19 protein-coding genes are annotated in these 25639 nt (G+C 67.6%); 15 read left to right on the plus strand and 4 right to left on the minus strand.

Features of this window, described 5'->3' with window-relative positions:
* Positions 1-100 precede the first annotated feature (100 nt).
* The 6 genes from ACFY04_RS40985 to ACFY04_RS41010 all read left to right on the plus strand — a co-directional run bounded on the left by ACFY04_RS40985 (position 101) and on the right by ACFY04_RS41010 (position 8626).
* Complete coding sequence (locus ACFY04_RS40985; RefSeq protein WP_389125730.1) at positions 101-745, plus strand: TnsA-like heteromeric transposase endonuclease subunit; 645 nt, start codon at positions 101-103, stop codon at positions 743-745.
* On the plus strand, positions 742-2793 hold the full coding sequence (locus tag ACFY04_RS40990) for a helix-turn-helix domain-containing protein (protein ID WP_389125732.1): 2052 nt from the start codon (positions 742-744) through the stop codon (positions 2791-2793). Before ACFY04_RS40985 ends, ACFY04_RS40990 begins: the two co-directional genes overlap by 4 nt.
* A complete protein-coding gene (locus ACFY04_RS40995; protein ID WP_389125733.1) occupies positions 2790-3878 on the plus strand; it encodes a TniB family NTP-binding protein in 1089 nt (362 codons plus the stop codon). The genes ACFY04_RS40990 and ACFY04_RS40995 overlap by 4 nt, the downstream gene beginning before the upstream one ends.
* Positions 3875-6856 carry a TniQ family protein gene (locus tag ACFY04_RS41000; protein WP_389125736.1) on the plus strand — a complete coding sequence of 994 codons (2982 nt, stop codon included), beginning with the start codon at positions 3875-3877 and terminating at the stop codon, positions 6854-6856. The genes ACFY04_RS40995 and ACFY04_RS41000 overlap by 4 nt, the downstream gene beginning before the upstream one ends.
* A 108-nt stretch (positions 6857-6964) precedes the next feature.
* Positions 6965-7741, plus strand: coding sequence for a hypothetical protein (locus tag ACFY04_RS41005; RefSeq protein ID WP_389125738.1), 777 nt, complete (start codon positions 6965-6967; stop codon positions 7739-7741).
* Between the two features lie 117 nt (positions 7742-7858).
* Entirely contained in the window at positions 7859-8626 is a 768-nt protein-coding gene (locus tag ACFY04_RS41010; protein ID WP_389125741.1) for an alpha/beta fold hydrolase, read from the plus strand.
* Between the two features lie 678 nt (positions 8627-9304).
* Here ACFY04_RS41010 and ACFY04_RS41015 read toward each other — a convergent pair.
* Positions 9305-12646: a caspase family protein gene (locus ACFY04_RS41015; protein ID WP_389125743.1), complete on the minus strand. Its 3342-nt coding sequence runs from the start codon at positions 12644-12646 to the stop codon at positions 9305-9307.
* Positions 12643-13371 (minus strand): hypothetical protein, encoded by a 729-nt coding sequence (locus tag ACFY04_RS41020; RefSeq protein WP_389125746.1) that lies wholly within the window; start codon positions 13369-13371, stop codon positions 12643-12645. The genes ACFY04_RS41015 and ACFY04_RS41020 overlap by 4 nt, the downstream gene beginning before the upstream one ends.
* A 1348-nt stretch (positions 13372-14719) precedes the next feature.
* On the opposite strand from ACFY04_RS41020, the gene ACFY04_RS41025 reads away from it, so the two are divergent.
* The 8 genes from ACFY04_RS41025 (at position 14720) to ACFY04_RS41060 (ending at position 22454) form a co-directional block, all read left to right on the plus strand.
* Positions 14720-15871 carry an ISAs1 family transposase gene (locus ACFY04_RS41025; protein WP_389125747.1) on the plus strand — a complete coding sequence of 384 codons (1152 nt, stop codon included), beginning with the start codon at positions 14720-14722 and terminating at the stop codon, positions 15869-15871.
* Between the two features lie 58 nt (positions 15872-15929).
* Positions 15930-16664 (plus strand): hypothetical protein, encoded by a 735-nt coding sequence (locus tag ACFY04_RS41030; protein ID WP_389125750.1) that lies wholly within the window; start codon positions 15930-15932, stop codon positions 16662-16664.
* Entirely contained in the window at positions 16661-16810 is a 150-nt protein-coding gene (locus tag ACFY04_RS41035) for a hypothetical protein (RefSeq protein WP_389125753.1), read from the plus strand. The genes ACFY04_RS41030 and ACFY04_RS41035 overlap by 4 nt, the downstream gene beginning before the upstream one ends.
* Before the next feature lie 137 nt (positions 16811-16947).
* Positions 16948-17256 (plus strand): DUF6247 family protein, encoded by a 309-nt coding sequence (locus tag ACFY04_RS41040; protein WP_389125756.1) that lies wholly within the window; start codon positions 16948-16950, stop codon positions 17254-17256.
* A complete protein-coding gene (locus tag ACFY04_RS41045; protein WP_389125759.1) occupies positions 17253-17513 on the plus strand; it encodes a hypothetical protein in 261 nt (86 codons plus the stop codon). Before ACFY04_RS41040 ends, ACFY04_RS41045 begins: the two co-directional genes overlap by 4 nt.
* Positions 17514-18239: 726 nt before the next feature.
* Positions 18240-20093 (plus strand): tetratricopeptide repeat protein, encoded by a 1854-nt coding sequence (locus tag ACFY04_RS41050; RefSeq protein WP_389125762.1) that lies wholly within the window; start codon positions 18240-18242, stop codon positions 20091-20093.
* 597 nt (positions 20094-20690) lie between these two features.
* Entirely contained in the window at positions 20691-22040 is a 1350-nt protein-coding gene (locus ACFY04_RS41055) for a hypothetical protein (RefSeq protein WP_389125764.1), read from the plus strand.
* Positions 22041-22247: 207 nt separating this feature from the next.
* Positions 22248-22454: a hypothetical protein gene (locus ACFY04_RS41060; protein ID WP_389125766.1), complete on the plus strand. Its 207-nt coding sequence runs from the start codon at positions 22248-22250 to the stop codon at positions 22452-22454.
* A 209-nt stretch (positions 22455-22663) separates the two neighbouring features.
* Here ACFY04_RS41060 and ACFY04_RS41065 read toward each other — a convergent pair whose 3' ends face one another.
* Together ACFY04_RS41065 and ACFY04_RS41070 are read right to left on the minus strand one after the other, a co-directional pair.
* Entirely contained in the window at positions 22664-23053 is a 390-nt protein-coding gene (locus tag ACFY04_RS41065; protein WP_327732449.1) for a hypothetical protein, read from the minus strand.
* 253 nt (positions 23054-23306) lie between these two features.
* Positions 23307-24290: an FUSC family protein gene (locus tag ACFY04_RS41070; protein WP_389125770.1), complete on the minus strand. Its 984-nt coding sequence runs from the start codon at positions 24288-24290 to the stop codon at positions 23307-23309.
* Positions 24291-24586: 296 nt separating this feature from the next.
* Between ACFY04_RS41070 and ACFY04_RS41075 the strand changes: the two genes are divergently transcribed.
* A protein-coding gene (locus tag ACFY04_RS41075) for an IS5 family transposase (RefSeq protein WP_389125772.1) occupies positions 24587-25518 on the plus strand; the annotation gives its coding sequence in 2 pieces (ribosomal slippage) (positions 24587-25022 and positions 25022-25518; 933 coding nt in all).
* Positions 25519-25639: the final 121 nt, after the last annotated feature.

Consider the following 25639-nt stretch of genomic DNA (forward strand, 5'->3'; position numbering starts at 1 on the left):
CGGTTTGGGTAAGGCACGCACGACAGATAGTTGGACAGTCCGGGCCACATACCGCCGGCCAGACGGACGCCTTGCCGAGGCGGACCTCGACCGGCTTCCGGTGGACGAGGTGGCCGGCGGTCTGCCGGTACGCGAGTTCCGCTGGTACCGCGGGCAGAAGCACTATTCGGGCTGGTACCACGCCGCGACCACGGGCCGGCTGGTGGCCTACGAGAGCCGGCTGGAGCTCGTCCGCATCCTGCTCGCTGATTTCGATCGCACGGTCGTGGAGATCGCGGCTCAGCCGTTCCAGCTGACCGGCAGGGATGGCGACCGCATCCGTCGTCACGTCCCGGATCTGTTCCTCGTCCACGCCGATGGTCTGGTGACCGTCGTGGACGTCAAAGCGCCCTCTCGCATGAAGGATTCCAAGGTGATCTCACAGTTCGAGTGGACACGCCGGCTGTGTTCGCGTCGCGGCTGGGCCTACGAGACCTGGTCAGGGGCCGAGGCTGCGGTGGTGGAGAACGTGCGGTTCCTGGCCGGCTACCGGCGGCGCGAGCTCGTGGAGATGCCGCTGGCGGCCCGCGTGCTGGAGGCCGCCGGGGACGGGGCAATGATCGGCGCGGTCGAGTCCGCGCTGGCCCGGCAGTATCTGGTTGGAGCCGTCCGCCCGGTCGTCCTGCACCTGGTCTGGTCGGGGACGCTGGTGGCGGATCTAAATGTTCCGCTCAGCCGGGCGACCCGGGTTCGGGTGGCGTCATGAGCGGGTACGCGATGACGCTGGTTCCGGGGGCCCGCCTGTTCTTCGGCGGCGATGTCGTCGAGGTCGTCGGCATCGAAGGGCTGACGACGACGCTGCGCAACGAGCGGACCGGCGAGTTCAGTTCTCTCTCGCTGGGGCGGCTCGCGGCCGGGGCCCGGCCGGTGGACGCTGAAGGGACGGCCGATGGGGCCGGAGTGCTGATGGCCGGTCTTTCGTCGGTTCAGCGCGAGGCATTGCGGGAACGCGCCGCACACGTGCGGGAGGTGCTTTCCGGCTACCGTTGCGGCCATCCGGGCAGTGCTCTGCCCGCTGAGCCCCGGCCTGGCTTCGCGCCCGGCCTGCCGCTGAAGGACCGGATGGCGGCGAAGGCCGCTGAGCTGGATGTTTCGCCCCGCACGCTGGAGCGGTGGCTGAATGCCTACCGTGAGGGCGGCGAGGCGGGGCTCATCGACGCGCGGGCCGTGAAGGGCCGGGCCTGCCGAGTGGATCCCCGGTGGGAGGAAGCGGTCCGCCGGGTGATGGCAGAGGCGGTCACCGCCTCGACGCCCACCAGGTCGGCCCTGCTGCGGCGGGCCGAGGAGCGACTGGAGGCCCAGTACGGCAAGGGCACGGTTGCCGTCCCGCCGCGGAGCACGGCCTATTGGCGGCTGGCCGGGCTGACGAGGGGCACGAACGCGGTCTCCGGCAGCGCCAAGGGCCGCCGCTCGATCGCTGAGCGGCCGCAGGGCGCCTACGGGCGGCTGCGGGCGACCCGGCCGGGTGAGTACGTCGTGCTCGACACCCAGGACCTGGACATCTACGCGATGGAGCCGGTGACCTGCCGGTGGGTCCCGCTCCAGCTGACGGTCGCCCAGGACCTGTTCACCCGGTGCATCATCGGCCTGCGGGTGACCGCGTGCTCCACCAAGGCCGTCGATGTCGCTGGGGTGCTGTTCGAAGCGGTCTGCCCGCCGCTGGACCACGCTTCCCGGCCGGAACTGGTTCCCTACCACGGGCTGTGGGACGAAGTGGTTTTCACCGAGGAGGGGGTGCAGCCTGGCCGGGGCCTGTGTCCTCCGGAGACCCTGATCATCGATCACGGGCGGGCGTTCATTTCTGCCCATGTGATCGGGGTATGCACCCGGCTGGGGATGTCGATCCAGCCGGCCCAGCCGAAGAAGCCGACGGACAAGCCGACCGTCGAACGTTTCTTCCGCACGCTGCGCCAGGGGCTGATCCAGCACCTGCCCGCCTACAAGGGCCCGGATGTCCACAGCCGCGGTGAAGATGTCACAGGGCAGGCGTTCTTCTTCGTCCACGAGGTCGAGGAGATCGTCCGTGAATGGGTCGGCGAGGTATATCACCGGCGTGAGCACGACGGGCTGGTCATCCCGCAGTGGCCGAAGCTTTCGCTGTCGCCTCTGGAGATGCTGCGGATCGGTCTGGGCCGGGCCGGTCGGCTGCGCATGCCGGCCCGCCCTGAGCTGGCGTTCGAGTTCCTGGCGGTCAAGCCGCGCACGATCCAGCACTACGGGGTTGAGGTCGACGGCCTGCGCTACAACGGCCCGGTCCTGGCCGGGCTGGGCAACACGGCCAGCCCTTACGGGACCGGCGGCAGGCAGTGGCCGATCCACGTCAACCCGGACGACGTACGGTTCGTCTACTTCCGGGATCCGGACGACACCGCCGTCTGGCATGCGCTGGAGTGGGAGCACGCGCCCGCGCTGAACATGCCGTTCAGCGGTGAGGCCGCCGCCTACGCCCGGCGGCTCGCCGCACGGCAGGGACGGCACATCGACGCCTCTCAAGCCTTGGCGAACCTGCTGGCCCGCTGGGACCAGGGCATGGTCACCGACCGGCGCGAACGCCGCATGGCGGTCCGCCTCTCGGCCGAGCGCGCGGCCCTGGCCCTGCCCGCGCTGCCGGACGACCAGGCCGGTCCGGCCCTGCCGGCCGCCCTGCGCCTGGTGCCGGAACTGCCCGCGGGCGACGTCGATGACGAGGACGAGCTGTTCGATGCGCCGCAGGGCGAGGACTTCTACGCGGACGCATTTGAGGTGATCGAGTGAGGCAGCCGAACCAGTTCAGCCTTTCCCGCAAGGAAGGCTGGCGTCGTTTCGCCGACGCTCCCGCCCGGCAGCGGCCCGAGACACTCAGCCGGGCCCAGCTGGCCGCCCTGGGCGAGAGCGCACTGGAGGACTACAACGACGCCCGGCACGACTGGCACGCGAACTTCGGGATCGTGCAGACCCCGCAGCTCGCGGCCGTCCACGAGGAACTCGAACAGATCGTCGCCAGCAACCGGCAGGACGGCGACCGCATCCGCTCCGCCGCCGTGATCGATGCCCTGCCCGGGCTGGGCAAGACGACCATCGCCAACCTCTATGGCCGCGTCTTCGACCGCCAGCAGATGCGGCGGCTGACTCCGGTCACCGACGCCGGACACGAACGCATCCCTGTCTTCCGCGTCGGCCTGACCTCTAACACGACCCTGCGAACCCTGAACCGGATGATCTGCGAGTACTACGGCCACCCGGCCACCGACCGGGCCAACGCCGCCTCCCTGGCCAGTCACGCCCTGGACTGCGTACTGTCCTGTGAGACCCAGCTCGGGATCATCGACGACATCCACTTCATCGACCTCGACCGCCGCGACGGCCTGGCTGTCTCCAACCACCTCAAGTGGCTGGCGAACGAGCTTCCGGTCACGTTCATCTACGTCGGCGTCGGCTTGGCCGAGCGCCGGTTCTTCGCCGATGGCCTCACCGGCAAGAACACGGTGCTGGCCCAGACCGCCCGGCGCTGGACCCGGCTCGGGGTCGAGCCGTTCCAGCTGGAGTCCGACGAGGGTCGGCGGCACTGGCGAAGCCTGATCAAGGCCAGCGAGCGGCAGCTCGTCCTGGCCGAGCACCGCCCCGGCATGCTGGTGCGCAACGCCAGCTACCTCTTTGAACGCACCAGCGGGCACATCGGTTCGTACTTCACCCTCCTCATGCGCGGCTGCTACCGGGCGATCCGCACCGGAGCCGAAGCCATCAGCAAAGAGGTCCTCGACGGAGTCCGTCTCGACGAGGCGTCCGAGCAGGCACGCAAGCAGCTGGCCGCCGCCCTGGCCCGCGCCGGGACTCTTTCCCCCCTCGAGGACGCATCATGAACCAAACGCGTGTGCTTCCGCTGCGGGTCGCCGTCATGGCCGGCGAAGGGCTCGACAGCTGGGTGGAGGCCCTGGGCCGCCGCTACGGCATGACCATGACGACCACACTGCGGATGCTGGGCCTGCCCATGACCGCCCTCACCCGGCAGCTGATCACCAACCTCCCGGCCACCGCCCTGCGGCGGATCGAGGCACGGGCCGGCCTGCCCGCCGGCCGCCTCGACGAGGCAGTGGTCGGCGACTCGTTCCCCTTCGGCCCGCAGCGACAGCGGCGATGCCGCTTCTGCCCCCAGTGCCTGGCCGAACGGGACGGCCGCTGGCTGGTGAACTGGTGGCTGCCCTGGGTGTTCGCCTGCACCCGGCACACCGCACTCCTGCACGACACCTGTCCGGGCTGCGGCGAAGGACTGCGCATCCGGATGCCGGGGCACACCCACCGCCACCCCGCCGGCACCTGCACCCGCGGAAGGACCAGACCCGGCTGCGGCACCAGCCTGACGAACATCCCCGCCCTCCCCCTCGACACCGGCCACCCCCTGCTGACCACGCAGAACAGCATCGACGAACTACTGACCGGCGCGGACACGACCGCGGCCCGCTCCCTCTGGACGGACCTGAACCACTGCACTCCATGGCTGATGCACGTCATCGACGACACCGAACTCGCCCCGATGGGAGAGATGATCCGCCGCCACTGGCAGCACAGCCGTCCCACCACGACCACGCCGGCCCGGCTCGGCCAACCCCTGCCAGCCGCGGTCCACGGCGTCATCGCCCACACCGCGCTGCCCTTCCTCGCAGGCAACGACGACACCACGGCGGTCCAGGACATCCGCACACTGCGGGCCCGGCACGACACCCGGAACAAGGTCATTCCCCGCGGCATGACCGTCGGGCAGTGGCCCCGCCTCTCCCCGCGCACCCACCGCCTGTTCCTGCACGCCGCCGACGGCACCATGGGCGCCCTGGACCGGGTCCGGTTCTCCTCCACCACCGCACGGGCCAGCCTGCCCCGCCGCGGCAGCCAGCAGACCGCCGAGCGCATCCGGAACGTCCCTCAGTTCCTCTGGCCCGGCTGGACCGTCCGGCTCATGCCCCGCGAAGGCGCGGAGGAGCACTTCTTCCGCGGCATCGCCGCCGCCCTCCTTCTCCTTCCCGGAGAACCGCAGCTCACAGCCCGCGAGATCACCGACCGCCTCAGCCCCCACTTGCCGAACCTCATGACCATCACGCTCCAACGCGCCGTGAAAAGCGCCCATGCGGACGTGCTCACCGCGATCTGCGGCATCGCCCACTACCTCGACGAGTACGACAGCCCCATCGACTACGACCGCCGACGCCGTTTGATCCCGCCCGCCCCCATCACCCCTGACGAGTGGAGACAGCTCTGCTTTGGCACCGGCACTCAGCCCGGCGAACAGCTCAGTACCAAGACCACCCAGACACCCCGATACCGCAACGCACAGCGATACCTGCACCACCTGCTGACCGGGGCGGACCTCAACGACCCCCGCCACCCACTCGCCATCCGCACAGCCGGCGACCGCTCCCGATACCTGACCTTCGCCGCCGAACTGACCCTCGACCAGCGCGACGCCCTTCGTGACCACGCCACCGGCGTCCTCAACCGCCTGGACATCGACGAACCGCTGACCTGGGAACCGCCCCAGACACTGGCCGAAGGACTCGACCTACCCGGCCCCCACCCAGACGACATCGACATCCAAGAAGTCCGCCGCATCGTCATCACCGAACAACGCCCGCCCGGCGAAGCCGCAGCAGAACTCGGCACCACCCTCACCCACGTCCGATTCACACTCGAACACGTCCCTCGCGAACCCCGCCAGTGGGCACGATGGTCCCCGACAGGCTCATGGCGCCTGCGCGAGCAGGCCAAATCCGTCCTGACCCCGGACTTCTTCCAACGTGAGTACACCGAGCGCGGAAAGACCCTGACCCGCATCGCCGACGAAACCGGCATCCCCAAACACATCGTGGTCGAACAGGCCAACGCCGTCGGCCTAACGATCTACTACTCACAACGTCCCCGGCCGATCGACGAGGACTGGCTACGCGAGCAGTACCTCACCCACAAGAACTCCACGTCCAACATCGCCCAGCGGATCGGGACTACGGACGAGACGGTCCGCCGCCGACTCCATCAACTGGGTGTCTCCCTCCGTCCGCAGGGCGTTCACAGCCGCACCGTCATGACCACGAGGCTGGACCGTTCAGTCCCTCGTGACATTCGAGCGGCCGTGGAGAGCACCCTTCACGGCTGGCTCCGGCTGCACCGTTTCCAGATCGCGATGGCCTTCCCGAACCTGACCACCGCCGGCCCCTACCTCGGCACCGACCAAAACGCCCTGACCACGCAGTTCCAGCGGCTGGAAGCCGATATCGGGCACCAGCTCTTCCACCGATCTGTCCAGACAACGCCTCAACGCCCCACCACACGCGGCCAGTCACTGCTGCGGAACCTTCAACAACCCCGCGTCCAGGAACTGATGAACGATGCCCTCGCCCCCACCCACATGCGGCCTCTGCCCGACGCCACCACCGTCGCCTCAGCCACGGCCGCCACCCGATACCGTCGCCAGCCCGGCCCGCTGAAGCCGTTCGATGACATCGCCGTCCGGCGCCTCCGCATCCGCCAGGAGACCCTCACGCTCCTCCACGACCTTCTCATTCACGCTGACGAGGAAAGTTACGGAGCACAGATCAGCGCTCGAACCGGCCTCCCACAAGGAACCGTATCCGACCAGCTCAGGCGCCTTCGGGATGCAGGGTGGCTGGCCTGCCGCCCAGAAGACAACGTCTCCTGGCTCAACCGTGCTCCAACTGGACGAGGAGCCGGCCGTCGACGCGCCTACACACCCTCACTCCCGAGGGGCGTCGAGCCGCCACCCACGAAATCCAGACCCGTGGCTTCCTATCCAACAGACCCGTTGAACGAGGCGACCGATAAGAAGCGTTGAGACACCCGACCAAAGCCACAGGCCAGACGATCACCGGCCGGCAACGCCGGGAAAGCTGCGAAGAAACAGAGCAGGCGACGAGCGGCCAGAGGGAGGATACTTGGACATATGGAGCGTTATCGCCTACATTTTGCGCACCCATGGACCCGCGCGGCGAGCGTGGCCGAGGCGCTCTCACTGTGTGCCGTTTTAGGGGTAATTATCTACGCCATCGTCAGGTGGTCGGCTAACGGTGAATCCTGGCTCGGCGAGGGGTCTCCATCTGACCGGATTCGAGAAGTAATCTGGTTCGCGCTGGTGTGCGGCCTCGCAAGCATGGCAACCGTTGAAGCGCTGAAACAACTAACGGGCATACGGGGCTGGTATCAGCGGTCACAGGTCGCCAACTGGATGATGCGCCGCCATCGGAGAGCCCCTTGGCCTAGAAGTCTCCACCCGGGAATGGAATTTATCGACCGTCAGGCCTTCGACCTTCCGATTGAGCAATTGGCCGCACAGATCAGCGCCGCCGCTGATTCAGCTTGGGCTATCCGTCGACATGGTCAAATAGAATTTCTCGAAGCCCTTGCGGGTGACTTGGATGGAATCGACGAGACGTACCGGCCAGCCGAAGCGCAAGATGGCCCATTCTCTCCTCGGGAAGTACAAGCCGCAGAGCGAGTGCAGCGGGGGGTAGACCAACTGCAGATATCGGTGGGACACAGTTGGCGTCGCTTCGTCCGGGCGTCAGCTTTGTGGGTGAGTGGGGCTTACGGAATTGCCCTTGCGGGAGCGCTGAGCATTGGCGGTATAGGTGTTCACATCCTGGCCGCTGTGCTGATTGGCGGTGTCTTCGCATGGATCCTGCACGATATTGCTGCCGTTATTGAACGTTGGCGCCGATAGGGGGTGAGAATCGTGCTAACCCACACAATCTCTGTACGAGATCGATCTTCCGGCACGAGAGACAGGGCACTATTGCGCGGCCCAACGCCATTCGTAGCAATTTCGCAACCCCATCTAGTGATCCTCATCCACGGGTTTAACAATTCAGAGCAAGCGGCAGCTCAATCTTATCAAGATTTTCGGGTAATGCTCAGATCTGCCCTATCACTGCGTAATGAGGAATCGCTCGGGATCTTCTGGGAGTTTCACTGGCCAGGAGATCACCCCACATCAAAACTTACGTCGGCACTTACGTATACTGCACGAATCGGCGACTCGGAGAGATCTGGCGAGCGATTGGCCGAACTCCTTGACCACCTCGGCCCAACCCAGGAAGTAACTTTGATTGCCCATTCCTTGGGCTGTCGTGTGGCACTCGAATCCGTGCACTGGGTTAACGGCCCTCGATATTGCCATGGCGCAAGAATTAGGGATGTGTTTCTACTAGCTGCGGCAGTCCCAGCTAGCCAGTGCGAGCCAGGTCGACCTTTTCAGGGAAGTTATTTTGACCCCGAACATATCTTCTGGTCCCGCAAAGACAAAACCCTCCGGAGATATTTCAAGGCTGGTGGAGTCCTTTATCACGCGAATGAGCGGGATGACGCAGTTGGGCGATGCGGGCGGCCTACTATACGATGGAATACCGCGACACGCACCGACCTGGACCACGGTGAATACTGGAAGTCATACACGGTTGCCAAACGGATCGGATGGATCATGGGTGAACGTAGTCGGCGTCTAATTCCCGATCGCTCATACGTCTCGAATGGCCAGACTATGTCTGCGCTGAAAATCAGCGATAGAAGCATCCCGGAGAGGATCCTGCCGGAGCGCCGTGGTGTCTAAGAGGCGCGCAGCATGTCCGGACCGTCATGCTCCGCAGGTGAGGTCCGGCTTTCGTTTGGCGATGCGGGTTACCGCGAGAATATCGCCGGGAATGAACAGAGCCACCCCGGAGCCCGAAGAGCGCCACCTCCCACGCCCTCACAAGAGCCGTCGTCCGCCCTCACAAGAGCCGTCGTCCTGGCGACCACAGCACCGCAACCTGAAGAAACCGACAGACCCCCCAGACAGATCCCCCGACAAGAAGCCTGGACGGCAATGCGGATCCGCAGGTCATGTAGCCAACGGACGACAACTCGGATCGGAACCTACACCTGTTGTGGTTTCCGATTAGAGATGCCGTTGTCCAAGTGATTTGTCATCAACTTGTCGCTCGACTGGCTCAACTGAGCCTAGTTCGACACGCGATCGGCTCGTTCTAACGCCTTGCGATCCAGTCTTTCGTTTGGTTTGTCCGGCTTTCCGCTCAGGTTAGTGCTGGTGGTGGCCAGTGTCTTGGTGTCGACGACATCGGACACGAAGGGGCTGCCGTGGCCGCCAGTTTGGACAAGGCACGCACGACAGACAGTTGGACCGTCCGGGCCATAAGTTGCGCAGGATTCAGCTCCGGCTCCAGCTGATCTACGGCTGCCTCACTGCCACCGGCCTGGCCCTCGCACCATGGGCCCCACCCTGAAGACCTCAGTGGGTGAGCTCCGTGTGTCCCTGCCGCGTGAAGACTGCTACATCGTGTCCCGTACCTATGACGAGGTACCCGTCGGAAGTCACGGCCACAGCGGAAGGACTGCTCGCAACTACTAGTCCTGCTGGCTCGTGAGTACGAACATGCCACACCCGCACCGTCCCGTCGTTGCCGCCGGTGACCGCGACGGGAGCACCCTCCACGGTCGTGCACGCCACCGCCCCCACCCAGCCGGTGTGACCGAACATGGGCTGGCCGATGGGGGTGCCGGAGGCCAGATCCCACACCCGCACCGTCCCGTCGTTGCCGCCGGTGACCGCGACGGGAGCACCATCGAGGTCGGTGCACGCCACCGCGGTAACCCAGCCAGTGTCGGCGTTCATGGGCTGGCCGATGGGGGTGCCGGAGGCCAGATCCCACACCCGCACCGTCCCATCCCTGCCGCCGGTGACCGCGACGGGAGCACCATCGAGGTCGGTGCACGCCACCGCGGCAACCCAGCCGGTGTGACCGAACATGGGCCGGCCGATGGGGGTGGCGGAGGCCAGATCCCACACCCGCACCGTCCCATCGCTGCCGCCGGTGACCGCGACGGGAGCACCATCGAGGTCGGTGCACGCCACCGCGGCAACCCAGCCAGTGTGGGCGTTCATGGGCCGGCCGATGGGGGTGGCGGAGGCCAGATCCCACACCCGCACCGTCCCATCGCTGCCGCCGGTGATCGCGACGGGAGCACCATCGAGGTCGGTGCACGCCACCGCCCGCACCGAGCTGTCGGCGTTCACGGGCCGGCCGATGGGGGTGCCGGAGGCCAGATCCCACACCCGCACCGTCCCATCGCTGCCGCCGGTGACCGCGACGGGAGCACCATCGAGGTCGGTGCACGCCACCGCCCGCACCGAGCCGGTGTGGCCCGTCAGGGTGTCGCGGACGGCTGGGGAGAAGCTGCCTCCCGTCGCCCAGCGGGGTGTCCAGCGGTGCTCGGAAATGTGGCGTCCCAGGTGTTGGTGCAGGTCAGTAGCACCGGCTCGTGCAGCGTCGAGAGCGAGAACCTGGCGGCGAACCTCTGGAGGGGTATCCGCGTGGATACCGAGGGACGTGCGGTAGACCGCCGCGGCGAGCTGGGCACCCTCGGTGCGGGCGTGGTGGAGGTAGGGGGTGAGGTTGCGTGGGGCGGCGTAGACCAAGTACTCGGTCTCGGTGAGCATGTCGTCAAGGCGGCCTGCCGCGGTGGCGTGGGTAGCGAGGTGGTTACGCGTGTAAGGGTGGGCGCGGGACCAGTCGCGGGTGGCATCGCTGTGGTAAGGCACGTGCTCGGTGAGGACATCGGTGAAGGCCGCATGCACGGCCTGCTCGTTGATTCCGTCACGCAGGTGTTCGGCGAGGGATTGGTGGTAGAGCCGGTAGGCGGAACGGCCGGATTCGGTGGCTTCCACTACGTACGAGCCTGCGGTGTGGCACAGCCACAGTAGGTCCTCGTCGGTGTAGGTGCGGCCGGAGATGGCGGAGGCCAGGGGCGCCCAGATGTCCTCCCAGGGGAGGCCTTGGCCTTCAGCGAACGCCAGGGGGCGTAGCAGGGCGGTGGCCCGTTGGGCGTCAGGGCCGAGGCGGCGGGTGAGGTCGTCGCGCATGGCCTGCCCAGCATGGCGCGGCAGGCTCTTACGCCAGGCCAGGTCCTCGGGGTAGTCCACGACATTTTTGGCTGCGGCCAGTGTGCCGGCGGTGATACGGGCGACCAGGAATGAGGTGCCGGCCGCCTCCGCCACTGCTTCCGCGACTGGTCTCAACGCCCCGGGGCACTGGCGGTAGGGGGAGGTAGGGTGGGCTTCAAGCAGTGTCCGGCCGCTGTAGGCGCGTAGGGCCTCGGGATCTGCGTAACGGGGGGAGTCGAGGTCGATGACCTCGTCGCGGGGGCCCGCAGCGCGAGGGGTGATACCAAGGCGTTCCAGGAGGTAGGGACGGGTGCCCAACAGCAGGCGGATGTGCCCGTGCGAGTGGTCGATCAACGGTCGCAGAATTCGCGAGCAAAGAGTGTCCGGTGTGGCGGCCTCGTCTAGGGCGTCGATGAGCGCCGTGAACGGCCGCTCGCCGTTCCGCGCTTCGAGAGCTGCAAGGAGTTCGCCTACAGTGCTGGCCCGCGCCTTGGCCGCAGCAGCGAGGCCGGCCAGAACATCGCTGTCGATGAGGTTCTGCGCATAGATTGCGACATCGACCGCGCCTTCAGTCGGCACCAGGTTGGGCCGGAGGCCAAGCGCGTCCACAGGCACGGTCCGGCGGCGTTCCGAGTGGGCCAGAGCAGCGATCAGGCCGAGCACGGCGGTTTTGCCTGAGCCGGGCCCGGCGGTGACCACCCGGCAGGCCCCACTGCCGTCCGCTGCCGGGGCATCAAGCCAGTGGATGAGATCGGCCAGTGCCGTGTGGCGGCCGCAGAACCACCAGCCCTGGGAGGCCTCGCCGTGGTAACCCATGGCGCGTATCAGCAGCCGGTTCGTGAATTCGGTCTCGCGCCGCTGAGCCTGCTCGTCGAACTCGGCGGCCTGCTGGACGGCCAGATCCACGTCGGTCAGCCGGGTGCTGTGGCGCGGGTTGGCGAGGAACGCAGGTGGTTCTCCGCTCATCCCGACCATGGACAGGCTGATGTGCTGGAAGCCGGGTCGGTCAGGGTGGTTGTTCATCTGCTGCACCACCGCTGGCACGGCCAGAGCGTCTGGGCTGTGCCCGGCTGTGGCCCGGCTCCGCACGGCATGCGCGAACAGCATCGGGAAGATACCGGCCTGAGCCTGCTGGCGCGGCTGGGCGGAGGAGACGATCACCAGCCCGGAGCCGGTTGCCTGCCCCCATTGGGTGCTGATGCTCTCCAGCCCAGCAGCGGCGAGCTCATTGCCGCCCTGGCCGGAGTAGCAGGTATCCAGCATCAGCAGCAGGCGCCGCAGCTTGGTATCGCGCAGCATCGCCCGGGCCAGCTCGACGGTCGTCAGCGCCGTGTAGGCGACATCGCCGGGGTCGGTCTCGGAGGTAAACAGGACATGGACACCGCCGTCATCGAGGACCTCCCCATGCCCTGAAATGTAGACGGCCAGTAGGTCGTCCTCGCGACGGTCAGGTGCTTTACAGAACGCACGTAGCTGGTCGGTTAGTTGCGTCTTGGTGGGATTCAGGCCCAGCGCCGTCTCGTGCCCGTAGCTCAGCTCGTTCGTGAAGACGTCGATGACGCAGTCACGAGCCTCTACCAGTCCCGGTCGGTCCCAGTCGGGGCACTTGGGGTATCGGGCTACGGCCGTGGCAATCAGGAACCGCCGCAGCCCACCCTCCCCCGCATCGCTGCCTGCCAGGGTGCTCACGACAAGCCTTTCGCGATCGCCTGCCCGCACAGCCGTTCTGTCAGGTAAGCGGTCGCGTCATGCGCGTGTGAGCCGTTGTGCACCCGCACCGAACGTACCGAGTCGCCGAACGCCGGGCGTAGATCCTTCACCAGCGCCACCACGTCGCCCTCATCGACGATGTTCGTCCACACCAGGGACTCGTTTCCTGGCCATATACCGCGCGCCTCGCCGCCCACTTCGAGCGGAGCTGGCTGGAGCCGCTGCAGGATCAGGTGCGGGATGCCTAGCGGAGAACCAATGGTGACCAGTGCTGTGACCCGATGTCCCGGCCGGCCGCACAACGCCTCATAGGCCACCACCGATCCCAGGGAATGGGCGACCACCACGCGGGTGTCCTCACCGATCGCCTCCGACACCCGTCCGCGCGCCTCCGTCCGCACTTCCGGGTCAGTTAGGTAGCGGTGCACCTGCTTAAGGTCGGAAACCATCGCCCGCAGCGCCACCCCGGCGAAGAACCGCGACGCTGATAGCGCCCGCAACGCCGCCTGCACCGACCGCGGCGTCGCCACCAGCGTGTCCGCTCCCGGAGGCACCACCACCGGATCGGTCGCTGCAGCTATGCGCCACCACTCCATCAGCAGCTCGCGTTCGAATCCCTCTTCGACGTCGGCGGCGCCGTAGAGGGGATCTCCCACTGCCAGTAGCTCCCCTGCAGGCCGAAACACGTCCCCGTAGAACGCCATCACCACATCCAGGTCCGCGGCGGTGCTCCCAGCCCCGGCGCGGCGTAGTCCATCGGTTAAGGCAGGCCGCCACTCACTCAGCAAGGAGTCCTCACCAAGGAGCTGCTTACCGATTCCGTGCACCGCCACTACGCGCCCCATGTGCCGCTCCCCGTACACGCCCACTTGTGACAAGCGTTGTAACAGCGGTCGCCCATCCAAGTAGGGCAAGCCAAGAGCCCGTGGACCCACAATCGGGTCCGGGGGCCCTGAGGGCCCTGGTATCTCATGGACTCACCTCATCTCACCAGGCTGTCCTATTTCAGTCTCCTCCGTCCGTCGCCTGACCGCTCGGCGGCCGACCCGCAGCCGTACACCAGTTCAAACGGCTCCGAGCCATACGCGGATTGGAGCGCAGCAGGTTCAGCTGCTCGGAGATCTCCCCATGGGTCCCCCGCCCGAGGGATACGACAGATCAGTTGGACGCATCCGCCGACAAGCGCTCTGGACAGTTTCTAGATACGCAGGTCACCGGGGCGCCAGACGACAAGTTGGGCCGGAACCTACACCACCGTTGTAGGTTCCGATCAGAGATGGCAGCGTCCAAGCAGTCTGTCTTCAACTTGGCACTAAAAGGTTCTCTTCGGTCCAACACCCTTCATGGCTGGTGGTCATCGGGCTCAGGCAGCATCCCGTCGATCGGGGTTCGTGCTCTGTGCGGATGACTGCCGGCTCCGTCTCGCTATGCCGCCGAAGAGTCGCGCAAAGCCACGCTGCAGCGCTGGCTGGATGAGCTCCATGGCGGCATAGAGGGTCAGGGCCAGGCCGGCAAGTCTTCCCCGGAAGGCCAGGTTTCCGAGACTCTCCATCTCAGCATCGCCGTGGTAGCGGACCGCCACGAGATACCCGCAAACCACGATTGCGGTGCCCAGGAGAAGAAGGAACCACCACAAACCTCGGCGACCTCGCTGCCTGTGCTGCTTGCCTGCCACCCTCTCAGCCCCCGCATTCGACCATCCAGCCATAGACCCCTGGGACAGTATGGGAACGTGAGCCTACGCAGCCACCGGTTACTGAGGTTGTAGGCGTGGTGTCGTGAGTGTGAGGCCGGTCGCGGAGAGGCATCCGTTGATGATGTCGCCGCGGTATTGGATTTGGCGGAGGCCGTGTCGTAGCCGGCGGATGAGGTGGTCGGGGTCGGTGAAAACGGTGTTGGCCTGGCTGGCAGGGGCGTTTCAAAGTCGCGCTGATCACGCGGGTTCGCAGGTCACGGCGGTATGAGGAGTCCAGGTGGGCCCGTCACGAACGCAACGAAACTCCGGTTGAACGGGGTGACCTTCCCAAGTCGCCCTGAACCACCGGAGTTTCGATGTGCCGCCAGTCTGCCACCGTCTGCCTCGTCAAGTCGCCCGCTCTGGAGGGCGTAGCGGGACTCCCGCTCGTGGATCGGTTGCGGGTGCTGCGCGATCCGCGTCGGCGGCGCGGGGTGCGTCACCCGTTCGTGGCGGTGCTGCTGGTTGCCGCCTCGGCGGTGATCGCCGGCGCGCGCTCGTACGCGGCCATCGGACAGTGGTCCGCGAACGCTCCGCAGCACGCTCTGGCCCGGCTCGGCGCCCGCGCGGTGGGCGCGATGGGCGTGCGGGTCGCACCAAGCGCCGCCACGATCCGGCGGGTCATCGGCCAAGTCTGCCCCGGCGGCCTGGCCGACCTGACCGGCACCGATCCCGGCGGCGCCGAGTCGATGGCCGTGGACGGCAAGACCGCCCGCGGATCCCGCAACGGCCAGACGCCTGCCGCCCACCTCCTGGCCGCGATGACCGGCGACGGCCGGACCGTCACCCAGCTGCGAGTTCCCGACAAGACCAACGAGATCACCTGCTTCGCGGCGCTGCTGGAGCCCTACGAACTGACCGGGGTCACCGTCACAGCTGACGCCCTGCACACGCAGCGCGGCCACGCGCGTTTCCTGGTGGAGGAAAAGAGGGCGCACTACCTGCTGGTGGTCAAGGCCAACCAGCCGGGACTCCAACGGCAGTTACGGTCGCTGCCGTGGAAGGACGTGACCGCACGCCGCTACGACCGCGAGACCGGCCACGGCCGCAAGGAGACTCGCGTGACCAGGGTCCTCACCGTCACGGGCCTCGACCTGGACTTCCCCCACGCCGTCCAGGCCGTGCGCATCCTGCGCCACCGCACCGACCTCAAGACGGGCACCGTCAGCCGCCAGACCGTCTACGCGATCACGGATCTGACCTCGCAGCAGGCATCACCCCAGCGTCTCGGCCAGCTCGCCAGGTCGCAGTGGACCATCGAGAACCGGCTGCACTTCGTCCGTGACGCCACCTTCCGCGAGGACGCCTCGAAGATCCGCACCGGCCACGGACCCGAGAACATGGCCACCCTGCGCAACCTTGCGATCAACAAGCTCCGCGCCGCCGGGCACCGCAACATCGCCTCCGGCCTCCGGCACACCTCCTACGAGCCCTTCACCCGCCCACTCGACCTACTGGGCCTCGCCTGACCGGCACACCTACAAGATCACGCGACTTCGCAACACCCCTGCCCCGGGTGGTGACCGGGTGTTGTTGGCGGCGGTGGCGCGGATCGCCAGGGTGGGCCGGGCCGCGGTGGTGAACTGGCGCCGCCGGCACGACGACTTCCCCGAACCGGTGGCCGGTACGGACGTGCACCCGCAGTTCGACCGCCGCGCGGTCGTGGCCTGGCTCCTCGCCCACGACAAGATCGAAGTACCCACGGGGCCGACGATCGCCGCCCTAGTGCTGGCCGGGGCCGGAGGCGCCACGCACCGGTTCCGCCTCGATGACCCGTGGCTGTCTCTGGCCGACGACGCGGCCGGCGAGGACTGCTTGTCCGGATGGTCCACCGACGATGACGCCGACGAGCTGGCCGTCCTGGCCGGCGGGGAGTTCGGGGCGTCGCTGCGCCGGCTGACCGCGCCGGGTACCGGTCCGTTGGCGGTGCTGGGGGAGGTGCGGGTGATCGACCGGTTTCGGTCAGGATCGGGCGGCCTGCGCCTCACGCTGGCCTGGCCGGCCAGCCTGCGCGGCACCGCCGCGTCGGGGCCGGCGGGCGGGCTGGTGCGTCACGGTCTCGCTTATGCCGGGCCGGGCGAGGGGTGCGTCTGCGCGCGGCACGACTGCGGCGGCGTGGTGCCCGTCTCCTGGTGCGCCGAGCACGGCGACGCGGTGGCGCCGGTGTTGGAGTGGCACCCCGGCGGCGGGATCCGCTGCACCGACCTGTCCCGGGCACGCGGCCTCACGGCCGTCGCTGGTCGGGCAGACCGGCCGACATGACGGATGACGAGAAGGCCGAAGTCCTGCCCGAGGCCATCGAGGCCTACCTGGGCGAAGTCGACGCCGAGGACCTGGACTCCGACGACCTCTCGTGGACGCTGGTAGACGCCCTCCGACGTGCGGAAGCCGCGAAAAGCCCCGCATGAAGTTGTTGTCCCGCCCCGCCTGCTGCTGCGCCCGCAGCGCGGCTGACGGGGTCGGGCTGCGGCATCCGTCCGAACCTCCACGGCCCCAGGCCATGGCGTTCTACCGTGGCCGGTAGCACCCGCCGTAGGAGGAGCCGATGAGCGCCCAGCCCGACCACACACCCGCCGCCCCGTACGCGCCCGCGCCCGGAGCGCCGGCCGAACTCCTCGCCCACCTCCGGGCCGACCGTCGCGCCGAGCGGTGGGTGCCGGCCTTCGAGCGCGAGTGGGCGGCCGCCCTGGAGGAGTCGCGCCGGACGTTCTCCCTGAACACCCTCTACGAGGTCGTCCACGTCTGGCAGGCCCGACTCGTCTCCGCCCCCGCGGTCGACGCGTTCACCGCTTCCGGAAACGACGAGAGCGGGTTCGTGGACATGGCCGAGCTCCGTGGCCGGCGGCGCCGGTGAGCCTGCCCCCGTACGCGGTCCGCCTCTCGGCCCCGGCCGCAAAGGTCCTCGCCGAACTCCCCGAGCACGCCGAAGAGACAGCATGGGACCTGCTCGATGCCGCCGCGGCCGCCCCGTGGGGCTTCCGGCAGTGGGACCCCGACGACCCCGAAGGCGAGGACGTCCGGATCGCCTCCGCCGGCCAGCTGTCCGTCATCTACTTCGCCAACCGGCCGCTGCGGCACCTGTCCGTCCTGGACATCGTCTGGCTCGGCTAGATCATGCCGCGCCCGCTGCTCCTGGGCGTGGCCGCTTCCGTCCCATGGAGCGGATCTCTGGTGCCGATTGCGTGTGCGGCGTGGGCGAGGCAGCACATCAGCCCCGGACAACATGTGGAGTTCACCCGACAAGCGGGGAGTCTTCCCGGAGTATGGAACCGCGTTGCAGGAAGGCGGCTCTCGGCGCTCGTGGCTGCGACGAGGGGGTTCGGATGGGAGAGGGGGACGTCTGTGTCGAGGAAGCAGCGGATCGCGGTGATGGTCGCCGCGACGGTGGGAATCGTCTCGACTCCTGTCATCTGGTTGCTTGACGGACCGGACACCGCAGGAGTCGTGGGCGCGTCAATTCAGGCAGCCACCGGAGTCGCGGCGCTGGCGTGGGCGTGGGCTCAGCCTCGGGCCGAAGCAGGAGACACCGCGACGCAGACCGGCCGAGCGGAAGCCAGCGGCGGCGGGCAAGCCCATACGGGCGTACGACGCCGTGGCGACGGCAGCCCTGGCACCGCTCGGGTTCAGGACACCGGTGACGCCGTCTCGCGTGGCACGGGTAGCAACGTCGGCACCGGCATCGACTACACCGATTAGCGCGGCCATGCAGGTAGAGCCAAGGCCGGACGCGACATGAGGTGGCGTCGAAGCAAGCAGCGTTCATCCCCTTCGAGGGACGATCTCGCGGCCTCCTCGGTCAGCGACAGCGGTGACGCCATCGCGTCGGCAGTGGGCGCAGTGGCCGTCAGCGGACATGTGGATCACCTGACGATCACCCACGCCGGTCCACAAGGGCCAGTCCAGTGGCCGCTGCGCCTGGGATCGGTTCCCGCCCTGGCATCTGCATTCCAGCAGCGGCCTGAAGTTCGCAACGCGATCGACCAAGCCGTCACTGGGCACACCGCGGTGGTGCTGACCCAAGTACTGTCCGGCGGCGGCGGTGTCGGCAAAACCCAACTCGCCTCCGCGTACGCCCACCAGGCCCTGGCCGAAGGCGTCGACATGGTGGTCTGGGTCGACGCCAGCGAAACCGATCAGGTGATCGCCCGCTACGCGGTCGCCGCTCACATCGTTGATGCCCCCAACGCTTTGGCGGGTCGGACCGGCGAGCAACATGCCAGGGCATTTCTCCAGTGGCTGGCAACCACCAAACGATCGTGGCTCGTCATCCTCGACGACATCACCGATCCGGATGCGATGCAGTCGTGGTGGCCGCCATCATCGGCGTGGGGCTGTGGCCGGGTGGTGGCAACCACCCGCCGCCAGGATGCCGCCTTGTCCGGCGGTGGCCGTGCGGTTGTAGACGTCGACACCTACAGCCCACAAGAAGCTCATACCTACCTACGCGCCCGGCTCAGAGCCGCCCGTGCGGAGCATCTGCTGGACGCGCAGACACAAGCGCTGGCCGAGGCACTGGGCAATCTGCCCCTGGCGCTGTCTCACGCCGCCGCTTACATGATCAACGAGGACGTGCCCTGCGTGGACTACCTCCTCCGCTTCAACAGCAGTGCTGCGAAACTGGACGACCTGCTTCCGCGCCACGCGGACACCGAAGGCTACGGACGCCACGTAGCCGCCGCCCTCCTCCTCTCCCTGAATGTCGCCCAAGCCTGCGAACCCGTGGGCCTCGCGATCCCAGCGCTGCGCCTCGCCGCCGTCCTTGACCCCGCCGGCCACCCTCGCGACCTCTGGGGAGGACAGGCGGTCATCAACTACCTCACTGCCCACCGAACACCGAGACCGTCGCCAGAGGGCCCCACGCTCGTCAGCACCACCCAAGCCAAAGCGACGTTGAGACTCCTGCATAGATACGGCCTGCTCACCGACGATGCTCACGCCGGATTCCGCGCTGTGAAGCTGCACGCTCTAACTGCACGCGCCGTGCGTGAACACACGCCGAGTGGCGAACAACGAGAGATCGTAAGGACGGCAGCCGAAGCGCTCACAGAGCTATGGAACAAGGGCGTGGAGAGGGCTGTGCTGCACACGAACGTCGACAGCCTGAACGACTTCGCAGGGGACATGCTGTGGGAGGTTGAAGGCCACCACCTCCTCCGCTGGGTAGGTCACAGCTTGAGGGCTCGGGGCCTGGCCACCGCCGCGGTTCCGTACTGGCAGCGGGTATCAGACACAAGCGAGCGCCTGCTCGGACGGACGGACCGCAAGACCCTTATGGCTCGACGTGACCTGGCTATGGCCTACCTGAGCGCGGGCCGCACCAAAGATGCCTTCGCCGTGTTCCAGGAGGACTACGCATACGATGCCGAGGCACTGGCTGACGCCAGCCTGAAGAAGCACCAGGCAGGGGACGCTGCAGACCCCCTCAGCCTGCTGGAAGACACGCTCGCAGTCAGGGAACGCCTCCTCGGCCCCACAGCCCCCGAGACCCTGTCATGCCGAGTAAAGCTCAGCATCGCCTACTGGAATGCAGACAAACAGAAACAGGCCATCAGTATGCTGAAGCTAGTCCTCAAGCACCAGAACGAGGAATTGGGCATCCACCATCCCGATTCAACGGCAACGGCGCTCCGCCTGAACGAATTGCGAGCTGAAGGCAAAAGGCGGTGGTGGAAGACGTCGGCCGGATCCTGACCACCCTCGAAGAGGGACCCTCGAGAGCGAGGACAGGAGAGATCCCGCACTCAGTGGTCAGCACGAGCGACCGTCATGCCCGGGTGACGGTGGTGGGGTCGACGTGCCACTCGCGTCCGCCGCGCTTCGGGGAGATGAAGGCGACTGGCCGGCTGCGGTCGTACGGCGGATCGGACGGGCCCTCCCATGACGGGTCGATGTCCGCAGGATCCCGGTCCTGCCGTGCGCGTCCTGGACGCGGTGCCCGATGTCGTTCCGGTCGATCATCCCGCCACCCCTGGTTTCAGGCGTGCGGGTGGCGGCGGATCACGACGTTGCAGTCGGACACCCCGGACATGTCCCCCGCCCGCCGGCAGCCGGCCCACCGGCCCACGGCACCGGTGCACTCCGGACAGTCCAGGGCCGGTTCGGGATCGAGCCCGCTGGCACCGCCCACGCCCGCGCAGCGCTGGACGCACTCCCCCGGAAAAGCACTCCCTGACCCTCCGCCTCCTCATGACGGAAGTCGAACAGTCCTGAGCATCTCTCGCGCCCAGGGAAGCCGACGCTTCGTGAAAGACGTTCATTCGCCGGCACTGGCAGTCGGTTTGATACTTCATGCTTGTCACTCAGGCGAATGACGAAGAGAGCAGGGGTGCCATGGCTCGGGGGGATTTCGAAGCGGACCAGCCTGTCGTCGGACTGAGAAGACAGCAAGCGCTGATCAAAGCTGTTCTCGGAGCGACGAGCGCCGATGAGACACGCTGGTTGGAGTGGACGTCGGACCTCGACGTCTCCAAGCCCGAGGGCGCGTTCAGCGTCGCCAGGGCCATCCTCGGCTTTGCGAACCGCATGCCGGACGTGGCCGCCCGGTGGGCTGGAGGCCATGCCTATCTCCTCGTCGGCGTAGAAGAAGGCGCGCTTCACGGCGTGACCACCCACGATGTCGAGAAGGTCGATCCATGGATCGGCCGATACCTTGGCGAAGACTTCGACCGCTACACATTCACCTACGTCCCTCTGGACATCGGTGAGGGCACCCGGCACGTCATGTTCGTCGACGTGTTCCCCCCACAGTGGGGTGACCCCATCCACCCCTTGCGCAAGGCGCACGACAAGGCCTACGCGGGCACTGTGTTCCACCGGTATCCGGGAAGGACCCAGCCGGCGGCCCCGGGCGAGATCGACGCATTGACCGGGCGGGCCCGCCGCGCAGCCCAGCGCATTGACGTCGCCGTCGAGATGAACGGTGGCGCCCTGGCTGTGGTGCCCTTCAACCAGGACACCATCAAGCAATCTCTTACCGAGACTCGGGACAAGCTGCTGGGGCAGTTGTCTGCCCCGGGCGAGGACGACTCCTCGGTCAACACCTGGGCGCTCCAGTCCCTTGCCCTCAGCGACTACCGCACGGAGGACGACTTCCGGGAGGAAGTCGAGGAGTACGTCCACGAGCGCGTCGCCGCAACGGAGGAGTTCCTGCTACGGGCCACCGGCAAAGCGGGTACTCCGCTACGCGTGCAGCTGACCAACCCTGGGGAGACGTTCCTAGCGGAGGTGGCGCTCGTTCTCACTCTCACCGCCCCTGTCCGGGCACATGTGTGGGACGAAGACGACGAGATCCGCTGGCCCCAGAAGCCAGACGCATATGGGACGCGCGCCCTTCCCGGTTCCTGGCCCCTAATGCAGCGGCCGCCCGTCTTCATCGGGCGTGACGACCCCCGGCCTCAAGTCGAACAGGAAGGGGATCAGCTCGTCGTCCGGTACAGGCCCCTGGACCTGCGGCCACACGAAACCCTGCGGCTCCACCCGGTACTCCTCTACAGCTACGCCGAAACCACAGATACAGCTGCCCGGTGGAGTGCGACGGCCACGAACGTAAGCGGCCACAAGCAGGGCAGCTTCGTCATCCCAGTAGAGCGCGTGCAGGGACCCAACATCGAAAAGGCGGCTGAGCTTCTACGGGATTAGTCAATCGCTGGGTCAGTACGCGTACGGTCGCTGCGGTCAGCCAGGCATGGGATGGCGGGTCAGCCTTGGACCGACCCTGTATGCCCATTTACCTCCCGTTCTAGGCGTTGCATTCGACGGTGTTCGGCGTGACCTGGCCGCGTTGGGCATGGCATGGAGATGGTGGAGCACCTGCCGTTCGGGATGCGGCCCCGGTTGCGGTGACGTATGTGCGGAGCACTCGGTGAGCTCGTCCTCGAGGGCGGGCGGCTGGACCTGGCGATGGGGCGGGCCGGGGTTCACGTCCGCGATGTGCATCCGGGCGTGAACGTTCCCGAGGCGCTCCGGCTCGTGCCCGATGTCGCCTTCCCGCCGGCGGACTGTTCTGACGTCGCCGAGTGGGTCGCGCAGTACAACGCCCGGAACGGGATGTAGATCCGCTGCCCGCGATAGCGCCCGAGCTGCGCTGTGCGTGGCCCGCGCCGAGCCGGGCGGCGGCGCGGTGTCCGGCGCCCCCTACGCCCGCCCGCTGGCGCCGGGTACCGGAGGGCAGGTCGCCCCGCTGCTCGGCAGGCTGCCGTGGTGACGGCGGCCCGCCGCCGTCAGGAGCCGGTGCGGGGCGGCTGAGCCCGGGTCGGGTGGCGCTACCGGGTGAGGCTGATGGGCTTGCAGTCGGGGGTGGCGCAGACGAGGTCGTTCTGGTCGTCGGGAAGCAGCCGGCTCGTGATCCGCTTCGGGGCGGGGCGTGCCTCGTATTCGGCGAGGATGGTTCCGGATCCGTCGACGACGGTGATCAGGGAGGGGACGATCGTGCCGCCGGTGAGGACGAGGGTGGGCACCGATCCCCTGTAGCGGACGCTGAACAGGCCCACGTCCTCCGCTTTCACGTCGGCTGGGGCGACCACGGTCAGGCCGCTGTCGGCCTCCGGGTGGATTTCGGTCACCGGGATCGAGCCCAGATCAGGTCCCGCGGGGCCGTCCCCGGATCCGGGAATCGCGCCGAGGTCGGTCACTTCGGGCGTGGCGTCAGACATGGTCTCTCCTCACAGGACGGCACACTGCCTTCCTGGTCAGAGCGTTCCATCGGAGATCACCACCGGGCAGGCACTCCTGGGGGAACGGCCGGAACCCGACGATGGCGCAAACACCGCGCACACGCCGTTGCTCTGCAAGGGCCCAAAACACTTCATTCAGAGTCACTAGGCATGTCTCCCCGATCATGAGCGGACCATGATGGCGGCGAAAGAGACCGCTGCCTGGGAGGAGTGAGCGAGGTGTGGCTGGCCGTCAGATGCTGTGATTGCCGGTTGTGAGTTCGGGTTGTGGGCTTTGCCGTAGGAGGCGGTCGCCGATGGCGTGGACGACGGCGAGGCCGATGACGAGGACGGCGATGCCTGCGAGGATTTCGAATCCGCGCTGTTCGGCTTCGACGGCGACCTGGCCGGGGGAGGCGAGTGCGAGGACGAGGGCGAAGGTGTAGAGGCCGTACATGAGCCAGTACGTGGCGGCCTGAGTGAGAGCGGCGATGAACGCTGCGGTGGCGATGGCCGAGGTGACCCAGACGGACGGGGCGAGGATCGCCACGGGCAGGGCGGCCGCGGCGCCGGCGGCGGTACCGATGGCCTTGCCCCGGATCCGGTCGCGTTTTCCTGTGACGATGTACAGCGCGAGGATGATGATCGGCTCCGGCACCCAGTAGGGCTCGGTCCACCCGAGCGCCACCCCGAGTGCGGCCGCGGCACCGAGGGCGGCGCCGAACACGAGCGCCACCACGGCGGCCACCTTGACGGGCAGGCGGTCGCCTTCGATGACAGGGGCGGTGCCGAAGCGGTGGGCGATCACGATGCCGTAACCCACACCGAGGGCGGCCATGATGCCGGAGATCAGCGCGTCGGTGCCGGACTGCGTCGGTGCCGCGAACGTGGCAGCGAAGGTGAGCGTCAGCAGCGGCGGGAACCAGCCGAAGCCGATCCCCGCCCCCACGACGGCACCGGTCACCGCGAGGAACGCCACCCACCACCAGCCATAGGCGGTGAACGCGCCCAGGCCGACCGCAACCCCCGCCGCGGGGGCGAGGTACAGCATGCGACGGGTTCCGCCCAGCTTCGCCCCGACAACGCCGAGGAGCAGTCCGAGGAACACAGCCCGGGCACCCAGTTGCCCGGCAACGATCCCGGCCACCGCGACCGGCAGCACGATCGCCACCACGACAGCGCCGAGAATGTGCAGCCACCTGCGGGCGCCCGACTGCTTGACCGGGCCCGCTGCCACGTCCGGCTTACCGCCGTTCGCAACGTCCCCTTGCTCAGCCTCGCCCACCGCACGACCCTTCTCGCGTCCGGGGCTGGGGCCGGTTCACTCGCCTGCCCGGCTCTGCGGTCACCCTACGCAACAGGGCGTCCCCGGCCGGCGAACGCCACTGATGCATCCGGGTGCTGGCAGGTCGCGGTCGGCGCGGTCGCAGATCGTTCATCAGGGACTCCTTTCTGCACAGCACCTATCCTTTCGGGTGCCACGTGCCCTGCCCCGAGCCACGCCTCTCCGATCATGTGACTCGTTAGCTTGATATGACTGGTCGTGGGGATCTGACCGACGGTGAGTGGAAGCGGCTGGAGCCGCTCCTGCCGGTGAGTAACAGACGTTGTGGCAGATGGCGGGACCACCGGCAGGTGATCAACGGGGGCCTGCACCGGGTGCGGACCGGCGTGCAGTGGCGTGACCTTCCCGAGCGGTTCGGCCCGTGGAAGACCGTCCATAAGAGACACCTGCAGTGGTCGGCCGACGGAACCTGGGAACGACTTCTCCAGCAGGTCCAGGCCGTCGCGGACGCCAAGAGCACCATCGACTGGGCCATCTCGGTCGATTCCACAGTGATGCGCGCCCACCAGCACGCAGCCGGGGCCCGCACAGCCCCTCCGCCGGCGTCCTCAAAGGGGGCGGCAGTGGCGGAACACCAGATCGATCCGGCGTGGACGGGCCTGGCCGGCCACCTGGCGGAGGTGGTGCGGCAGGCGAGGCCCTGGGCCGCTCCCGCGGCGGGTTCACCACCAAGGTCCACCTGAGTGCCGACGGCAGGTGCCGCCCGCTGTCCCTGCTGATCACACCCGGGCAGCGGGCTGACTGCACCCAGTTCGAGCCGGTCATGGACAAGATCCGCGTCCACAGGATCGGCACCGGGCGCCCGCGCACCCGACCCGACAGCGTGAGCGCCGATAAGGCGTACAGCAACCGGCGAACACGGGCCTACCTGCGGAAACGGGGCATCCGGCATGTGACCCCGGAGAAGGCCGACCAGGCAGCAAACCGCGTCAAGCTCGGCTCGCGCGGAGGCCGCCCTCCCGGCTTCGACAAGGAGCGATACAAGAAACGCAACGTCGTCGAGCGGGCGATCAACAAGCTCAAAGGCTTCCGCGCCGTGGCTACCCGCTACGACAAACGCGGTCACGTCTTCCTTGGCACCGTCACCTTCGCAGCCGTCATCATCTGGCTCCGCTCATGATCGGGGAGACATGCCCTAGCTTGATTTTTAACCTGTGCGGCGGGGTCGTGGGGTCGTCGGCTTCGCCTTCCTGGACGCTGCAGTGCCCGTTGTGCGGGGTGTGTGGACGTCATGACGTGGT

It is taken from the genome of Streptomyces sp. NPDC001549, assembly GCF_042894025.1.
Lineage (GTDB): Bacteria > Actinomycetota > Actinomycetes > Streptomycetales > Streptomycetaceae > Streptomyces > Streptomyces kutzneri.

Coding starts and splice junctions, on each gene's coding strand:
- ACFY04_RS41055 (WP_389125764.1), top strand. CDS start 20,691: ATGCTTGTCACTCAGGCGAATGACGAAGAGAGCAGGGGTGCCATGGCT.
- ACFY04_RS41000 (WP_389125736.1), top strand. CDS start 3,875: ATGAACCAAACGCGTGTGCTTCCGCTGCGGGTCGCCGTCATGGCCGGC.
- ACFY04_RS40990 (WP_389125732.1), top strand. CDS start 742: ATGAGCGGGTACGCGATGACGCTGGTTCCGGGGGCCCGCCTGTTCTTC.
- ACFY04_RS41020 (WP_389125746.1), bottom strand. CDS start 13,371: ATGGCGTTCTACGGGGACGTGTTTCGGCCTGCAGGGGAGCTACTGGCA.
- ACFY04_RS41025 (WP_389125747.1), top strand. CDS start 14,720: ATGTGCCGCCAGTCTGCCACCGTCTGCCTCGTCAAGTCGCCCGCTCTG.
- ACFY04_RS41065 (WP_327732449.1), bottom strand. CDS start 23,053: ATGTCTGACGCCACGCCCGAAGTGACCGACCTCGGCGCGATTCCCGGA.
- ACFY04_RS41035 (WP_389125753.1), top strand. CDS start 16,661: ATGACGGATGACGAGAAGGCCGAAGTCCTGCCCGAGGCCATCGAGGCC.
- ACFY04_RS41005 (WP_389125738.1), top strand. CDS start 6,965: ATGGAGCGTTATCGCCTACATTTTGCGCACCCATGGACCCGCGCGGCG.
- ACFY04_RS41060 (WP_389125766.1), top strand. CDS start 22,248: ATGTGCGGAGCACTCGGTGAGCTCGTCCTCGAGGGCGGGCGGCTGGAC.
- ACFY04_RS41040 (WP_389125756.1), top strand. CDS start 16,948: ATGAGCGCCCAGCCCGACCACACACCCGCCGCCCCGTACGCGCCCGCG.